This window comes from Musicola keenii (assembly GCF_014855505.1).
Taxonomy (GTDB): Bacteria; Pseudomonadota; Gammaproteobacteria; order Enterobacterales; family Enterobacteriaceae; genus Musicola; species Musicola paradisiaca.
Genome location: NZ_JAAWVW010000007.1, coordinates 95,380 through 111,287, shown reverse-complemented (window position 1 = coordinate 111,287; position 15,908 = coordinate 95,380). Strand labels below are relative to the sequence as shown.

General features: G+C 53.2%; 12 protein-coding genes and 1 other annotated feature. Of the genes, 4 read left to right on the top strand and 8 right to left on the bottom strand.

The features are described 5' to 3' along the window. Window positions 1–75: 75 nt before the first annotated feature. Window positions 76–1,995: a molecular chaperone DnaK gene (gene dnaK, locus HEP82_RS09650; RefSeq protein WP_012764211.1), complete on the bottom strand. Its 1,920-nt coding sequence runs from the start codon at window positions 1,993–1,995 to the stop codon at window positions 76–78. A 333-nt stretch (window positions 1,996–2,328) separates the two neighbouring features. Between dnaK and satP the strand changes: the two genes are divergently transcribed. Further along, window positions 2,329–2,901 carry an acetate uptake transporter gene (satP, locus tag HEP82_RS09645; RefSeq protein WP_192457880.1) on the top strand — a complete coding sequence of 191 codons (573 nt, stop codon included), beginning with the start codon at window positions 2,329–2,331 and terminating at the stop codon, window positions 2,899–2,901. Window positions 2,902–3,039: 138 nt separating this feature from the next. On the opposite strand, the gene HEP82_RS09640 is transcribed toward satP, so the two are convergent. Continuing rightward, window positions 3,040–4,353: an MFS transporter gene (locus tag HEP82_RS09640; protein WP_192457879.1), complete on the bottom strand. Its 1,314-nt coding sequence runs from the start codon at window positions 4,351–4,353 to the stop codon at window positions 3,040–3,042. A 128-nt stretch (window positions 4,354–4,481) separates the two neighbouring features. Further along, window positions 4,482–5,069, bottom strand: coding sequence for a molybdopterin adenylyltransferase (mog, locus tag HEP82_RS09635; protein ID WP_192457878.1), 588 nt, complete (start codon window positions 5,067–5,069; stop codon window positions 4,482–4,484). A gap of 276 nt (window positions 5,070–5,345) precedes the next feature. Between mog and HEP82_RS09630 the strand changes: the two genes are divergently transcribed. Continuing rightward, entirely contained in the window at window positions 5,346–6,482 is a 1,137-nt protein-coding gene (locus HEP82_RS09630; RefSeq protein ID WP_192457877.1) for a GGDEF domain-containing protein, read from the top strand. Window positions 6,483–6,507: 25 nt separating this feature from the next. Here the strand turns inward: HEP82_RS09630 and tal are convergent, their stop codons facing one another. Then, on the bottom strand, window positions 6,508–7,461 hold the full coding sequence (gene tal, locus HEP82_RS09625) for a transaldolase (RefSeq protein WP_192457876.1): 954 nt from the start codon (window positions 7,459–7,461) through the stop codon (window positions 6,508–6,510). A gap of 303 nt (window positions 7,462–7,764) precedes the next feature. Here tal and yaaA point away from each other — a divergent pair, with 303 nt between their 5' ends. Then, window positions 7,765–8,538, top strand: coding sequence for a peroxide stress protein YaaA (gene yaaA, locus HEP82_RS09620; protein ID WP_192457875.1), 774 nt, complete (start codon window positions 7,765–7,767; stop codon window positions 8,536–8,538). A gap of 175 nt (window positions 8,539–8,713) precedes the next feature. Here yaaA and thrC read toward each other — a convergent pair whose 3' ends face one another. The 4 genes from thrC to HEP82_RS09600 form a co-directional block, all read right to left on the bottom strand. Next, entirely contained in the window at window positions 8,714–10,003 is a 1,290-nt protein-coding gene (thrC, locus tag HEP82_RS09615; RefSeq protein ID WP_192457874.1) for a threonine synthase, read from the bottom strand. A gap of 3 nt (window positions 10,004–10,006) precedes the next feature. After that, a complete protein-coding gene (gene thrB, locus HEP82_RS09610) occupies window positions 10,007–10,936 on the bottom strand; it encodes a homoserine kinase (RefSeq protein ID WP_192457873.1) in 930 nt (309 codons plus the stop codon). Between the two features lie 2 nt (window positions 10,937–10,938). After that, window positions 10,939–13,395: a bifunctional aspartate kinase/homoserine dehydrogenase I gene (thrA, locus tag HEP82_RS09605; protein ID WP_192457872.1), complete on the bottom strand. Its 2,457-nt coding sequence runs from the start codon at window positions 13,393–13,395 to the stop codon at window positions 10,939–10,941. A gap of 104 nt (window positions 13,396–13,499) precedes the next feature. Then, window positions 13,500–13,620: a sequence feature (Thr leader region), on the bottom strand. Window positions 13,621–13,822: 202 nt separating this feature from the next. Beyond that, entirely contained in the window at window positions 13,823–14,521 is a 699-nt protein-coding gene (locus HEP82_RS09600; protein ID WP_192457871.1) for a tRNA/rRNA methyltransferase, read from the bottom strand. A gap of 611 nt (window positions 14,522–15,132) precedes the next feature. On the opposite strand from HEP82_RS09600, the gene arcA reads away from it, so the two are divergent. Further along, window positions 15,133–15,849, top strand: a complete 717-nt coding sequence (arcA, locus tag HEP82_RS09595) for a two-component system response regulator ArcA (RefSeq protein ID WP_192457870.1) — start codon at window positions 15,133–15,135, stop codon at window positions 15,847–15,849. Window positions 15,850–15,908: the final 59 nt, after the last annotated feature.

Below are 15,908 nucleotides of genomic sequence, written 5' to 3'. Positions count from 1 at the left end.
CAGAGTTTCCTCAACGCCCGTGCTGGTTGCCAGCCGCCACAGCAAACTGAGGTGGCTGCGCCCGCCTAAGGGCGATTATTTCTTGTCTTTGACTTCTTCGAACTCGGCATCGACCACATCATCATCCTGACGGGCGGCGTTGTCAGCGCCGGCTGCGCCCGCACCAGCTTGAGCTTGCTGCTGAGCCTGAGCCGCTTCCAGCAGTTTGGTGGAAGCCTGAGCCAACGTCTGGATCTTCGCTTCGATATCCGCTTTGTCTTCAGCCTTCAACGCAGCTTCCAGCGCCTTCAGCGCTTCTTCGATAGCCGTCTTATCACTGGCGGCCAACTTGTCACCGGACTCTTCCAACTGCTTACGGGTACTGTGCAACAGGTGATCGCCCTGGTTGCGCGCCTGTACCAGTTCTTCGAATTTACGATCTGCCTCAGCATTCGCCTCGGCATCACGCACCATCTTCTGGATTTCATCCTCATTCAAGCCGGAAGAAGCCTTGATGGTGATTTTCTGTTCGCGACCGCTGTTTTTGTCCTTGGCGGAAACATGCAGGATACCGTCTGCGTCGATATCGAAGGTGACTTCGATCTGCGGCATACCGCGCGGCGCCGGCTGGATACCGTCCAGATTGAACTGACCCAAAGATTTGTTATCGTGCGCACGTTTACGTTCGCCCTGCAGTACATGAATAGTTACCGCAGACTGATTATCTTCCGCCGTAGAGAACACCTGGCTGTGTTTGGTCGGAATCGTGGTGTTCTTGGTGATCAGCGGCGTCATCACGCCACCCATGGTTTCGATCCCCAGAGACAACGGAGTCACGTCCAGCAACAGCACGTCTTTCACATCACCAGCCAACACGCCGCCCTGCACCGCCGCGCCAATCGCCACAGCTTCGTCCGGGTTAACGTCTTTACGCGGCTCTTTGCCGAAGAAATCGGCAACTTTCTTCTGAACCAGCGGCATACGAGTCTGACCGCCCACCAAAATAACGTCCTGGATTTCGGATACGGACAGGCCGGCATCCTGCAACGCCACTTTCAGCGGTTCCAGTGAGCGAACCACCAGTTCCTCCACCAGTGACTCCAGCTTGGCACGAGTCACTTTAATATTCAGGTGTTTCGGCCCGGTAGCATCGGCAGTGATGTACGGCAGGTTGACATCCGTCTGCTGCGCGGAAGACAGTTCAATTTTTGCTTTCTCTGCCGCTTCTTTCAGACGCTGCATTGCCAGCGGGTCATTACGCAGGTCAAAACCCTGCTCTTTCTTGAATTCATCAACCAGGTAATTGATCATCCGGCTGTCGAAGTCTTCACCGCCCAGGTGGGTATCACCGTTGGTTGCCAACACTTCGAACGTTTTTTCGCCGTCGACATCATCGATTTCGATGATGGAAATATCAAAAGTACCGCCACCCAGGTCATAAACAGCGATGGTGCGGTTGCCCACGCCTTTGTCCAGACCGTAAGCCAGTGCTGCGGCGGTCGGCTCGTTGATGATGCGCTTCACTTCCAGACCGGCGATACGACCGGCGTCTTTAGTCGCCTGGCGCTGAGCATCGTTGAAATAAGCCGGAACAGTGATAACCGCTTCGGTCACAGCTTCGCCCAGATAATCCTCGGCGGTCTTCTTCATTTTTTTCAGCACTTCAGCGGAAATCTGCGGCGGGGCCAACTTCTGATCTTTGACCTCAACCCAGGCATCACCATTATCAGCCGGAATGATGCGATACGGCATAATGTTGGTGTCGCGCTGCACTTCTTCATCCTGGAAGCGGCGGCCAATCAAACGTTTGATAGCAAACAGCGTGTTCTTCGGGTTAGTCACCGCCTGACGTTTAGCCGGTTGGCCAACCAGAGTTTCACCATCCTGCGTATAGGCAATGATGGAAGGCGTAGTACGGTCGCCTTCGCTGTTTTCCAGCACTTTGACCTGCGTACCGTCCATAATCGCTACACAAGAGTTGGTTGTACCCAAGTCGATACCAATAATCTTACCCATCTAAACATCTCCACTTAAAAGTCATATCCGGTGTGGTAGTTCAACCTAACTATGCGGGCGGAATTCTGCTTTTCAACACCCCGAAATAGTCTAATTTTCCGGTTAAACCATTTTCGATGAGTCTAAGATGGGGACGACAATTCCGGCATCAAGGGGCATTCACCAAAAAAACTGCATCCACTCCCCTTTTCGATCAAATTATTCGCTTCCTGTCCGATTGTGCCATTTGTCACCTCCCGCTATGATGCCGCGCCCGCAGCCAAAAGAGGCGGCGCCCGGCCAGAACGGCACGGTTACACAACATCTTTATTACTTGTTTACTGCAGAGGATTTATGCAAGCAAAAACGTTGGCGAATCCCGGTCCGCTGGGACTGATGGGCTTCGGGATGACCACTATTCTTTTAAACCTGCATAACGCAGGCTTTTTTCCGCTCACATCCATTATTCTGAGCATGGGGATCTTCTACGGCGGCATCGCCCAAATTCTGGCCGGCATGCTGGAATACAAAAAGGGCAACACCTTCGGCGTTACGGCTTTCACGTCTTACGGCGCTTTTTGGCTGACACTGGTCGCCATTCTGATGCTGCCAAAAATGGGGCTGGCGGAAGCCAGCGACGCTAAATTCCTGGGCGTATTCCTGGGTCTGTGGGGCGTGTTCACTCTGTTCATGTTCTTCGGCACCCTGGGCGCCAACCGCGCTTTGCAGTTTGTCTTCGCCAGCCTGACCTTGCTGTTCGCCTTGCTGTCCGTCGGCAACATGACCGGCAACCATGCACTGCTGACTTTCGCTGGCTATGAAGGCATCATCTGCGGCGCTAGCGCCATCTATCTGGCGATGGCGGAAGTGTTGAACGAGCAGTACGGCCGCACCATTCTGCCGATTGGCGCACGCGGCGCGCATTAATCGTCGGTTGCACATTACGTCGACATTATTCGCAGCCTCATCATCGATAGCGAACAATGCCTACAAACAAAAAGAGGTTTCCCATCATAGGAAACCTCTTTTTTATGCCCTAGCGCCCAAAGGCGCACCTCGAAAGCATTATACGCCGGCAGGAGAATTCGCCGGTTCAGACACCGTTGATTGACGGCTTTCATTGCGCAGATAAAAACCCAGCAGCACTCCCAGCGCACAGAGAGCCAACACATAAAATGCCGGCGCAAGTGGCGTTACCTTCATCAGCAAAGTCACACATATCGGCGTCAAGCCGCCAAAAATGGCGTAAGACACATTATAAGAAAAGGAAATGCCGGTGAAACGCACCGTGGCAGGAAATGCCTGCACCATGACATAAGGAACGGCGCCCACCACGCCGACGCTGAACCCCGCCATGCTATAACTGATAAACAGCAATTCATGACTCTGCGCCGCATGGGTGTAAAAAAACCAGCTGCAAGCAGCCAACAGCAGGCTGCCGACGATAAACGTATAGCCAATGCCAAAGCGATCCGCCGCCAGGCCGGCGCTAATGCACCCCGCCATCAGCGCAATAGTCGCCAGACTGTTGGCTTGCAACGTCAGTGCCGGCGCAATGGCGAACAATTTTTGCAGATAGACCGGCGCCATTAAGATCACCACCACAATGCCGGCAGAGAGCATCCACGTCAGCAACATGGAAATCAGCACGGCTTTCTTGTGACGTAATATCACCATCTTGAGCGGCAGTTCACTGGCCAGTTTCTTGTGTTCCTGCATTTCCTGGAATATCGGCGTTTCCTGCAACCAACGACGCAAATACAACGCGATCAGCCCGAAAATCCCGCCGACAAAGAAAGGTATCCGCCAGCCGCCCGCAGAAATCTGCGCTGGTGACAACGATGTATTAAGCAGCGTCGCGATCATGGAGCCAAACAGGATCCCCAGCGTTAATCCAGCCGTCAGGGTGCCGCATGCAATACCGATGCGCGAACGCGGCACATGCTCCGACACGAACACCCAAGCCCCAGGCACTTCACCACCGATCGCCGCGCCCTGCAGCACCCGCATCAACAGCAGAAGCAACGGCGCGGCAATGCCGATCGACGCATAAGTCGGCAACATCCCCATACCCAGCGTAGGCAACGCCATCAACAAAATACTCAGGCTGAACATTTTCTTGCGGCCGACGAGATCGCCGAAATGCGCCATCACGATCCCGCCAAGCGGCCGAGCCAGATAGCCGGCAGCGAAGATCCCGAACGTCTGAACCTGCCGTAACCAATCGGGGATATCCGTCGGAAAGAAAAGATCGCCGATCACCGCGGCAAAAAAGACGAAGATGATGAAATCATAAAATTCCAGCGCGCCGCCCAACGCAGCCAGAGAGAGCGTCTTGTAATCATGCCGGTTTAACCGACGACTTTTTTCGTTAACCATAAATCACCGCACAACACCAGTATCAGGGGAGGATTATTTTAAACAACGCCGTAAAGTAAACATTACTATATCGGAAGAATTCTGATACACCAGCGACGAGCGGCGCTTATGCCGGAGATGATAAAATTTCAGTTTTTTATATCACGAATAGCATTTTGGGGCCTAAAAGCTGCTACCACATCGGTATTAGTTTCTACATAAGGCCCGTCAAGAAGCTGGATACAGTAAGGAATGCTGGCAAAAATGCCGGGAACAACCACCAGCCCGCGTTCATCTTTCAGGCCGGACAGAGTTTCACGAATGGACTTGGGCTGCCCCGGTAGATTGAGAATCAGCGCCTGTTTGCGAATCACGCCGACCTGCCGCGATAGAATGGCGGTGGGCACAAAGCGCAGGCTAATCTGACGCATCTGTTCGCCGAATCCCGGCATTTCACGATCCGCCACCGCCATCGTCGCATCCGGAGTCACATCACGGCGGGCCGGGCCTGTTCCCCCGGTGGTCAACACCAGATGGCACTCGCATTCATCCACCAGTTCGCAAAGCGTCTGCTCAATCAATGGCTGCTCGTCGGGCACCAGTCGGGTTTCCACCTCAAACGGTGTGGTCAGCGCCTCAGCCAGCCATTCCTGCAATGCCGGAATCCCCTTGTCTTGATAAATCCCGCTGGACGCGCGATCGGAAACGGACACCAACCCAATACGCAGCATGTTCATAACAACCTCGCTTTTACCAAAAACATATGCAATTCAGTGGAAAACTTCATCACCCCTGAATATTCGGAGAATATGGAGACAACGCCAAGACGCGATACCAAAGAAAGCCAATCAGGATCACAAAATCCCCACATAAAATACTTATTTAATAACCTGATATTAAATAAAAAAAATGGTTCTGTTGACGATAACTCATTAAGAACGCGATCTTAACCATCAGAGCGCGGCAAAAAATACAGTTCGCAGAAAAATAATTGAAAAATATTGGGAAAATGTATGAGTCGCCTTCAGAATCAGTTATTGAAATTATTTTCTCATCCGGTATCCGCATTTATTCTGTTTGGATCATTTGCACTTATCATCGCCAGCTTGTTACTGCTCAATGCCAGAGAAAAAGATTGGTGGGACGAAAAAGCCAGCTTTGACAACATTATCAGGATGTATGAATCCTATAGCACAAACGGCGAACTCAGCGAAAGCAACCGTAATTACAGGGTTGGCAGCGCGATGTCGATCAATGTCAAAGTGCTGGCGTTTAACACACGCGACACTCGTCGGGAGTGCATCACTCGCCTGACGGAACTGAATCTTTCGCTCAACGACATGGCGATTATCCGGCTTTGCGAAAACCGGCTCCCCGTATCAGGAAGTAAGTCCAATAAAGAGCAGGTCACGACACTCATGCCGATCCTATCGCCTACCGATGACCTGATCGGCGCGCGAGTCCGGGTGACTATCATGGACACCATGCCCGCATGGCGCGATCTTTTCCTGTCCCCATCGTCACTGTTTACCTTGGTATTCATTAGCTTGATGATTGCCGTTATTGGCAGCCTGCTATCCCTATTAGCCAAAAAATACCTGATCGAATTGCCTACCATCGCCCGCTACGACGACCTGACGAACGTTTTGCGCCGCGATGCTTTTTTTCAGGCATCCAATCAGGCGCTGATGCTTTCGCGCCGTGAAGATTTGCCGGTGTGCGTCATGCTGATCGACATCGACCACTTCAAACAGGTCAATGACACACGAGGACACGCCGATGGCGACAAAACCCTGACGGTCATCGCCAATCTCATCCGCGACAACAGCCGCCGTCAGGATGTGCTGGGGCGTCTTGGCGGCGACGAGTTCGCCATCGTTCTGCCGAATACTTCAGCAGAGAGTGCCAGCCAGGTAGCCGAACGAATCAGAACCGCCCTGATAGAACTGCGCGAAGAGAGTGAATGGTTGTCCCCGGACATTTCCGTCAGCATCGGTTTAACCGTAACCACCGATGATGAAGCCGAGTTGGATGAATTGATACGACGTGCGGATACCCACCTTTATATGGCCAAGAGAGCGCGCAACTGTACCGTTTCTGACCGTGGGCTGGTCACGCCGCTAGCAACAAAAACGGCCAGCACAGGCTGACCGTTATTCGGCGTCGAAACGGTAGTTACAACAATTCGACGATCATTTTTTCCAGTTTTTCCTGGTCAATGGCGAACTTGCGAATCCCTTCGGCCAGTTTTTCCACTGCCATCGGATCCTGATTGTGCTGCCAGTAGAACTCGGATTCGGTCAGTCTGGCCGGACGTGCCTTAACGTCACCGCTGTACTGCAGCTTACGCGCCACGTCGCCCGCCGTTTCCGCCAGCTCTTTCAGCAGCGCGGGGGCGATGGTCAGGCGATCGCAACCGGCCAGTTCCAGTATCTCGCCGGAATTACGGAAGCTTGCGCCCATCACCACAGTTTCATAGCCGTGAGATTTGTAATAGGTGTAGATCTCGCTCACGGAAATCACCCCCGGATCGTCCTGCGGCGCGAACTCTTTTTTGTCGCCATTGGCTTTGTACCAGTCAAGAATACGGCCAACGAACGGAGAAATCAGGAAAACGCCGGCTTCCGCACAAGCGCGGGCCTGAGCGAAGGAAAACAGCAATGTCAGGTTACAGTTGATGCCTTCTTTTTCCAGCTGTTCAGCAGCACGGATACCCTGCCAGGTAGAAGCCAGCTTGATCAGAATGCGATCATTGCTGATACCCGCGTCGTTATACAACTTGATCAAACGCTTGGCTTTGACCACGCTGGCTTCGGTATCGTAGGAGAGGCGCGCATCTACTTCGGTAGAAATGCGTCCCGGGATCAGTTTGAGAATTTCCAGACCGATATTGACTGCCAGTTTGTCCGTCGCATCGACAATCTGCTGTTCGCGCTTGCTGCTCTGGCCACGGGCCCAGGCCACGGCGTCATCAATCAGCGCACGGTATTCCGGGATTTGCGCTGCGTTCAGGATCAGGGAAGGGTTAGTGGTGGCATCCTGCGGTTTGTAAAGTTTCATCGCCGCGATATCGCCGGTATCCGCCACAACCGTAGTTAATTGGCGTAGGGAAGTCAGTTTATCAGTCATGTTGGCCTTTCTCATTGTTTGTGCATGAACTGGTGGCAGGGAACTGTCGCCAGAGCCTGATAATAACACGCGCGGGAACCCGCGCAAGCTGGTAGATAACGAACACCCAACGTTGATAATCATAAATTATCATTTAAAATCAATAAAATAAAAAAACAGTTTTATTCAAAGTCATGTTTGCTGAACACCTCAATACCGGTGAATCACACACCGATTGATTCATCAAGCCTGTCGCAATCATCGCCCCTTTTTCGGGCACATTTTGCTACAGTAAACCCCATCGCTATCTGAACGGATATTCCTATGCTTATTACTATTTCACCTGCTAAAACGCTGGATTACACCAGTCCGCTGCCCACACAACGTTACACCCAGCCGGAGCTGCTGGCCCATTCCGCCCGGCTGATTCAACGTTGCAAACAGCTGACACCAGCGGAAATTGCATCATTGATGGGGATCAGCGACAAGCTTGCTGGGTTGAACGCCGTCCGCTTCCAGGAATGGCAGCCGGAATTCACACCGGATAACGCCCGGCAAGCCATTCTGGCCTTCAAGGGCGATGTGTATACCGGGTTGAACGCAGATAGTTTCAGCGAACAGGATTTCGATTTTGCCCAGCAGCACCTGAGGATTCTCTCTGGGCTTTACGGCGTGCTACGTCCGCTGGATTTGATGCAACCATACCGGCTGGAAATGGGAATCAAGCTGAAAAATGACACGGGTAACGACCTGTACCAGTTCTGGGGCGACACCATCACCGGAAAACTGAATCAGGCGCTGGCAGAGCAGGAAGACGACATTCTGATCAATCTGGCATCGGACGAATACTTCAAATCGGTTATGCCAGGGAAACTCAAAGCCCGCCAGATCAAACCGGTTTTTCTGGATGAGAAAAACGGCAAATTCAAAGTCATCAGTTTTTACGCCAAAAAAGCACGCGGGTTGATGAGCCGTTTCATTATTCAGCATCGGCTCACTACACCGGAACAACTCAAGTCTTTCGATCTGGAGGGCTATGTATTCTCCGCCAGCGACTCTTCCGCCGACGAGCTGATTTTCAAACGTTCGGAGCGCTAACCTCCTCAACAAACGGCCTGCATCGGAGCAGTCATGACGTTCGCTGAGTGCTGGCTGATAGCGATCATGCCAATGCACTACGTTAGCTATGTTGCTCCGTGTGTTCGATTTTATTAAAACAAAGGAGCCCAATGGGCTCCTTTGCTGAGGCAGAGACTCTGCTTTGAGACGGCGATTAACGTGGCAATGCCATCAGGAACTGACGCAACTTGGCGAAATCAGGCGCAAAATGATGGGACAGCAAATCCAGATCAGCGCGCTCAGCCAGCTCCTGCGGCAACGGCAGAGCTTTCCCCAGAATCTCCTCCACGCTTTCCTTGAATTTCGACGGGTGTGCCGTCCCCAGGAACAGGCCATGCTCACCGGGCTGTAACTGATCGCGCAGCAGGCGGTAGGCGATCGCCGCATGCGGTTCGGAAACATATCCCAACGCATCCAGCTCCCGCATGGTGGTTTTAGTGACTTCATCGCTGACTGCGCCAAAGCCCAGCGTTTTCAGCGACCAGTTCTTACGACGGAACAGTTCTTCTACCCGCGGCCAGTTGTTGGGTTGGCTAACGTCCATGGCGTTGGAGAGTGTGGCGACCGTCGGATTCGGCTGCCAGCTGCCGTTTTGCAGAAAACGCGGCACGGTGTCGTTGGCGTTGGTGGCGGCAATAAAACGCTTCACCGGCAGCCCCAGCGATTTCGCCAGCAGACCGGCGGTCAAATCGCCGAAATTGCCGCTGGGCACCGAAACCACCAGTTGGTTGCGCGCTTCTTGCGACAGTTGCGCCACCGCCTCAAAGTAATAACAGATCTGCGCCAGCAGGCGGCTGATATTGATGGAGTTGGCCGAGTTGAGCCCCACCGTCTGCTTCAGCTCTTCGTCATCAAACGCCTGTTTGACCAGCGCCTGGCAGGCATCGAAGTCACTGTCGATGGCAATGGTGTGAATATTACCGCCAAGCGTACAGAACAATTTTTCCTGCAGCGGGCTGATCTTGCCGCGCGGATACAGGATAACAACGCGCACATTTTCCAGGCCGTAAAACGCATGCGCTACCGCTGCGCCGGTATCGCCAGACGTGGCGGTCAGGATGGTGATCTGCTCGTCGCCCGCCACTTCCGCCAGCATCTGCGCCATAAACCGGCCGCCGAAATCTTTGAATGCCAGCGTCGGGCCATGGAACAACTCCAGCGAGGAGATATCCGCGCTTACCGGCACCACCGGCGCCGGAAAACGAAACGCCGCTTTAACACGTTGATATACCGTCTCATCCGGCATTTCATCGCCGATAAACGCTGACAAAATACGACTGCTGCGGGTGACAAAATCCAACTGCAGCAATTCGTCGATCGCCGTCAGGTCAAATTCCGGCAACTCCAGAGGGAAAAACAGGCCCTGCTGGCTGCCGAGCCCTTTTCTGATGGCTTCGGCAAAATTCACCTGTTCGTTATGATCTTTCAGATTGTACAGTTTCATGCGTTATCCCACTTGTCGCGCGCCTGTCGTATCCAGACGGCAAATATGAACAAAACCTTCATTATTCTGCAGGTAGTGCGCCCGCAGCCAGTCGGCGACGTGCTCTGCCGCCCCCATGTTGTCGCACACGGAAAATAAAGTCGGCCCGGAACCGGAAATGCCGCACGCCAACGCGCCCAGTTCCTCGGCGGCACGGCGCGCCTCGGCAAAACCGGGCAACAAACGAGTACGGTAGGGTTCTGCGATCACATCCTTCATCAGCCTGGCGGCCAATTCCGCTTGCCCGGTGTGACAAGCGTGGATGAAACCGGCCAGATAACGACCGTGGCTGATGCAATCCTGGCGACGATACTGCGCCGGCAAAATCGCCCGCGCTTCAGCCGTCGAGACCTTGATGCCTGGGTACGCCATCACCCACAACCAGTTGTCAAAACCCGGCACGGACTGGCTGATAATCCCCAGTTCCTCCACCATCAACTGGATCCCGCCCAGAAAGCAGGGGGCGACATTGTCATAATGCACGCTGCCCGAAATACGGCCTTCCAGCTCACCCATCAAAGTTAGCAGACGAGTGTCATCCAGCGGTTTGCCGCAGTATTCATTCATCGCCATCAACCCCGCCACCACTGAACAGGCGCTGGAACCCAGACCGGAGCCGATAGGCATATTCTTTTCCAGCTTGATGGACACCGGTATCGTTTTACCGATTTCCTGACAGAAACGTTCCCAGCATTGGTAAACGATATTCTGTTTGGGATCGTCCGGCAGCTTGCTGACAAAACGGCCTTCGTTACGCAGGCTGAACAGCTCGGCCGCTTCCACCGAAACGCAGTCGCCAAGCAGCGTTCCATCTACCGGCGAGACCGCCGCCCCCAGCACATCAAAGCCGACGCTCACATTCCCGATGGATGCCGGGGCATAAATTTTCACCATTCTCACACTCCCACCTTCCACGACAGCGTACGCAACAGATCCGCGAATACGCCCGCCGCCGTCACCTCATTGCCGGCTCCGTAGCCGCGCAGCACCAACGGCAACGGCTGATAATAACGACTGTAAAACGCCAGCGCGTTCTCACCGTCTTTCACTTTGAACAACGGATCGTTGCCGCCGACGGCGCTGATTTGCACCCGGCAACGCCCTTCTTCGATCACGCCGACATAACGCAATACTTTGCCTTCCGCTCGCGCGGCGTCCACACGCTGAGCAAACTCGCCGTCCAGCTCCGGCAGACGCGCCAGAAATGTCGCCACGTCGCCGGACGCATAATCCTCCGGCAGCACTGAATCGACCTGGATATCATGCAGCTCCAACTCATAACCCGCTTCGCGAGCCAGAATCAACAGCTTACGTGCTACGTCCATACCAGACAGATCATCGCGCGGATCCGGCTCGGTAAAACCTTTTTCCTTCGCCAGCAGCGTTGCAGCCGACAGCGACATGCCTTCGTCCAGTTTGCCGAAAATGAAAGACAGCGAGCCGGACAGAATACCGTTAAAACGAATTAATTCATCACCAGCGTTGAGAAGATTCTGCAGATTCTCAATAACCGGCAAGCCAGCGCCTACGTTGGTGTCGTACAAGAATTTACGACGGGACTTGGCCGCGGCGGCGCGCAACTGATGGTAGTAGCGCAGAGTGCCGGTATTCGCTTTCTTGTTCGGCGTAACGACATGGAAACCGTTCGATAGAAAATCTGCGTACTGTTCGGCGACAGCCTGGTTGGAGGTACAGTCAATAATGACCGGGTTCAGCAGATGATACTCTTTCACCAGCCGCACCAAGGCTTCCGGGTTAAACGGCTCGCGCGCGCGCGCCAGCTCTTCGCGCCAGCGTTCCATCGAAATACCGTGAACGTTGGTCAGCATCGCTCGGGAATTGGCGATCCCGCAGACCCGTACATCGATGTGTTTCTGCTTCAACCACGGCTGCTGGCGTTGAATTTGCTCCAGTAACGCACCGCCAACCCCACCGACACCAATCACAAAAACATCCAGCACTTGATCGGTGTTAAACAGCATTTGGTGCGCCACGCGCACGCCCGTGGTCGCGACATCATTATTTACCACCACGGAAATCGATCGCTCAGACGACCCCTGTGCAATCGCCACGATGTTGATATTAGCGCTGGCGAGCGCGGTGAACAGGCGAGCGGACAGGCCGCGCAACGTGCGCATGCCATCGCCGACAACAGAGATAATCGCCAGCCGCTGAATTACATCCAAAGGCTCCAGCACGCCTTCCTTCAGTTCCAGATAGAATTCGTCTTCCAGCGTTTTACGCGCCCGCGGCAGTTCATTCTGAGAGACACAGAAGCTGATGCTGTATTCAGAAGAAGACTGGGTAATCAGTACGACGGAAATACCTGCGCGCGACATGGCGGCGAAGACCCGCGCGGCCATTCCCACCATGCCCTTCATCCCCGGCCCGGAGACGTTGATCATCGCCATGTTATTGAGATTGGTGATGCCTTTGACCGGATACTGGGTATCGTTGCTTTCAAGACCAATCAATGTGCCGGGGGCTTGGGGGTTTTCGGTGTTTTTGATAAGGCAGGGAATCTGGAACTGGGCAATAGGGGCGATGGTGCGAGGATGGAGAACCTTAGCGCCGAAATAGGAGAGCTCCATGGCCTCCTGATAGGACATCGACTTAAGTAGTCGGGCATCCGGAACCTGGCGTGGATCACAGGTATAAACACCGTCCACATCCGTCCAGATTTCGCAGCAATCCGCCCGCAGGCAGGCAGCCAATACCGCGGCTGAATAGTCAGAACCGTTACGGCCCAGTACCACCAACTCGCCCTTCTCATTACCGGCGGTAAAACCCGCCATCAGAATTACGTGATCCGCTGGGATGCCTTGTTCGGCAATACGGCGCGTGGATTCCGCGATATCAACTGTCGACTCCAGATAATGCCCTTGCGCCAGTAGTCGTTTGACTGGATCAATGACGGATACCTGATAGCCGCGCGCCTGAAACACCGCCTCCATGATAGCGATGGACAGTTTTTCCCCACGGCAGATGATGGATGCATTGACGCTGTCCGGGCACTGCCCCAGTAGCGAAATACCATGCAATACCTGCTTGAGCTGGGCGAATTCCTCATCGACACGCGCGTTGAGACGATCGAAAGCAAACCCCGGTTGGGATTCAGCCAGCCCTGCCAGTAAGTCGGTAAAGATCGCTTCTGCATCGCTGATATTTGGCTGAATATCCTGCCCCGCCACGGTTTTTTCGATCATCGCCACCAAGTGGTTGGTGATTTTCGCCGGAGCCGACAGTACGGTAGCAACCTGTCCCTGACGCGCATTGCTTTCAATAATGTCGGCAACACGCGCGAACCGCTCTGCGTTTGCCACCGAAGTCCCGCCAAATTTCAACACTCGCATTTTGATCTGTTCTCCTGAATTTCAGCTTACAAAAACACCGAAGCACTTTTGCATACCGCTTGCTGTGGCCCGAAAGGGGCGCCGAACAGCGAATTTTTTACCTGCAAAAAAAAACCCGCACTTTGCAAGTGCGGGCTTTTTCTGGATTCTTCTGTATGCGTCAGCCCGCACCGTTACACATTGTGCCGGTGGTAATAATAATGGTGGTAGTAACCAGGCTGATTGAACTCATCGCATTATGTTCTCGTTTGAGAAAATTAACAGCCCTATTAGTTAGGGCAATCGCCCCGCTAAGTCAACGGATTTCTTTGCTTATCTCCTTTTTAACCCACTTTGCTGGCGGATGAAAAAACTACATGCGCAAAAAAATGCCGGATGATGCGGTACGAAAGATAACATTTAATTATGTTCATCCATGAAAAAAGCATTACGCCTTATTTTCTATGGATAACGCTTTTTCCACGTCATGCAGAAGCCTATGAAGCATCGCGGTATCACGCTGTTCCAGCAACCCTAAACGCTGTCGTAACCAATCATGCAGCTTCTCATCCCGCTCAACATCAATACGGCCCAACAACCGCTCAACGCGCTGTCGCAAAGCGGACAGTTGCCCCGAATCGGCCGCAGGCGCCGCCACGGTAGTCACTTGCATCAGCGATGAGAGCTGATAACAATAAACCATAACAGCCTGACCCAGATTCAGAGAAGGATAATCCGCCGCCATAGGAACGCCGGTCAGAATATCCGCCAGAGCCAGCTCCTCATTCGTCAAACCGGAGTCCTCTCGTCCGAACACCAATGCGGCGGATTTCACCCATTGCCGTTTTTCTCTTATGACATCCAGCACTTGTTCCGGTGAGGCGTAGTAATGAAAACGGGCCCGGCTGCGCGCCGTCGTTGCAACGGTAAAATCCACATCCGCCAAGGCATCGGCCAACGATGAGAACGTCTGCGCTCGCTCCAGAATATCGCTGGAACCATGCGCCACCCAACGTGCGGCCGGCTCCCGATGCGCCTGACTGTCCACTATACGCAAGCACTCAAAACCCATAGTTTTCATCGCGCGGGCAGCCGCACCCACATTCTCGGCTCGGGCAGGTGCCACCAGAATAATAGAGAACTGCATACTTCCTCCCGGCCACATTTACTCCGGCCTCTATATCGGACATTGCCGTCCGTAAAAATCGAACGCGCTGCAAATTAACAAATAAATCACCATGCTGCAGCCATTGCCCGACGTCGTCACTTGTCTGCGTTATACGTGATGCCCACACCAACGGACGATATGTCGCCAATAAAGGACAATGCAGAAGTAAACTCAGACGGGAAACGGTTCAGCAATCATTATTTGCTATGGCTCGCACAAAATGACATGGACTACGCAATGGTGCGGCTCAATGAATGATGCGCATCTTCCACAAAATTGTTAACGTGCTACAATCAAATTTGACATATGTCAACGTAACCGTAGATTTGCCCGCCGGGAAAATCAGTGTTCACTGTTATGTCGCTGTTAATAAGGTTAAACTGTCCGGCACAATGGGTTCATTTGAAAAACCCGCCCAGTGTCTGTTATCAGATAATTTTTCAGGCACCAGCCAGTGTATCAGCCGTATTTACGTACTTTAGTCAGTTGGTGAAAAGAACGGTGAACATGCATCTCCGGGGCGCCCGCGAGAACCAGGACTTCTGTACTTTCGAATCTCTATTTTAAGTTGGCAATTTTAGGTAGCAAACATGCAGACCCCGCACATTCTCATTGTTGAAGACGAGTTGGTAACTCGTAACACCCTCAAAAGTATTTTTGAGGCTGAGGGATATGTTGTTCACGAAGCCACTGACGGTGCTGAAATGCACCATATTCTGTCCGAGCATGACATCAATCTGGTCATTATGGATATCAATCTGCCAGGAAAGAATGGCCTGCTGCTGGCCCGCGAACTGCGGGAACAAGCAAGCGTGGCGTTAATGTTCCTGACCGGCCGTGACAACGAAGTCGATAAAATTCTGGGCTTGGAAATCGGGGCGGATGATTACATCACCAAACCGTTCAATCCGCGCGAATTGACTATCCGCGCCCGCAACCTGCTGTCTCGTACCATGAATTTGGGCAGCGCACCTGAAGAGCGTCGTCTGGTCGAAAGCTATCGCTTTAACGGCTGGGAATTGGACATCAACAGCCGTTCTCTCATCAGCCCAAACGGCGAACAGTATAAGCTGCCGCGCAGCGAATTCCGTGCCATGCTGCATTTTTGCGAGAATCCTGGGAAAATTCAGTCTCGCGCGGAGCTATTGAAGAAAATGACCGGCCGCGAGTTAAAGCCTCACGATCGTACTGTCGATGTCACTATCCGCCGTATTCGCAAGCACTTTGAATCAACCGCCGATACACCGGAAATCATCGCGACCATTCATGGCGAAGGCTATCGTTTCTGCGGTGAGCTGGAAGATTAATCGCCAGAAAATGAAACAGATTAAAAAAACCGGAGCCTTGAGCTCCGGTTTTTTATGGC

Coding starts and splice junctions, on each gene's coding strand:
- tal (WP_192457876.1), bottom strand. CDS start 7,461: ATGACTGATAAACTGACTTCCCTACGCCAATTAACTACGGTTGTGGCG.
- thrB (WP_192457873.1), bottom strand. CDS start 10,936: ATGGTGAAAATTTATGCCCCGGCATCCATCGGGAATGTGAGCGTCGGC.
- yaaA (WP_192457875.1), top strand. CDS start 7,765: ATGCTTATTACTATTTCACCTGCTAAAACGCTGGATTACACCAGTCCG.
- arcA (WP_192457870.1), top strand. CDS start 15,133: ATGCAGACCCCGCACATTCTCATTGTTGAAGACGAGTTGGTAACTCGT.
- HEP82_RS09600 (WP_192457871.1), bottom strand. CDS start 14,521: ATGCAGTTCTCTATTATTCTGGTGGCACCTGCCCGAGCCGAGAATGTG.
- thrA (WP_192457872.1), bottom strand. CDS start 13,395: ATGCGAGTGTTGAAATTTGGCGGGACTTCGGTGGCAAACGCAGAGCGG.
- HEP82_RS09640 (WP_192457879.1), bottom strand. CDS start 4,353: ATGGTTAACGAAAAAAGTCGTCGGTTAAACCGGCATGATTACAAGACG.
- satP (WP_192457880.1), top strand. CDS start 2,329: ATGCAAGCAAAAACGTTGGCGAATCCCGGTCCGCTGGGACTGATGGGC.
- thrC (WP_192457874.1), bottom strand. CDS start 10,003: ATGAAACTGTACAATCTGAAAGATCATAACGAACAGGTGAATTTTGCC.
- dnaK (WP_012764211.1), bottom strand. CDS start 1,995: ATGGGTAAGATTATTGGTATCGACTTGGGTACAACCAACTCTTGTGTA.
- HEP82_RS09630 (WP_192457877.1), top strand. CDS start 5,346: ATGAGTCGCCTTCAGAATCAGTTATTGAAATTATTTTCTCATCCGGTA.
- mog (WP_192457878.1), bottom strand. CDS start 5,069: ATGAACATGCTGCGTATTGGGTTGGTGTCCGTTTCCGATCGCGCGTCC.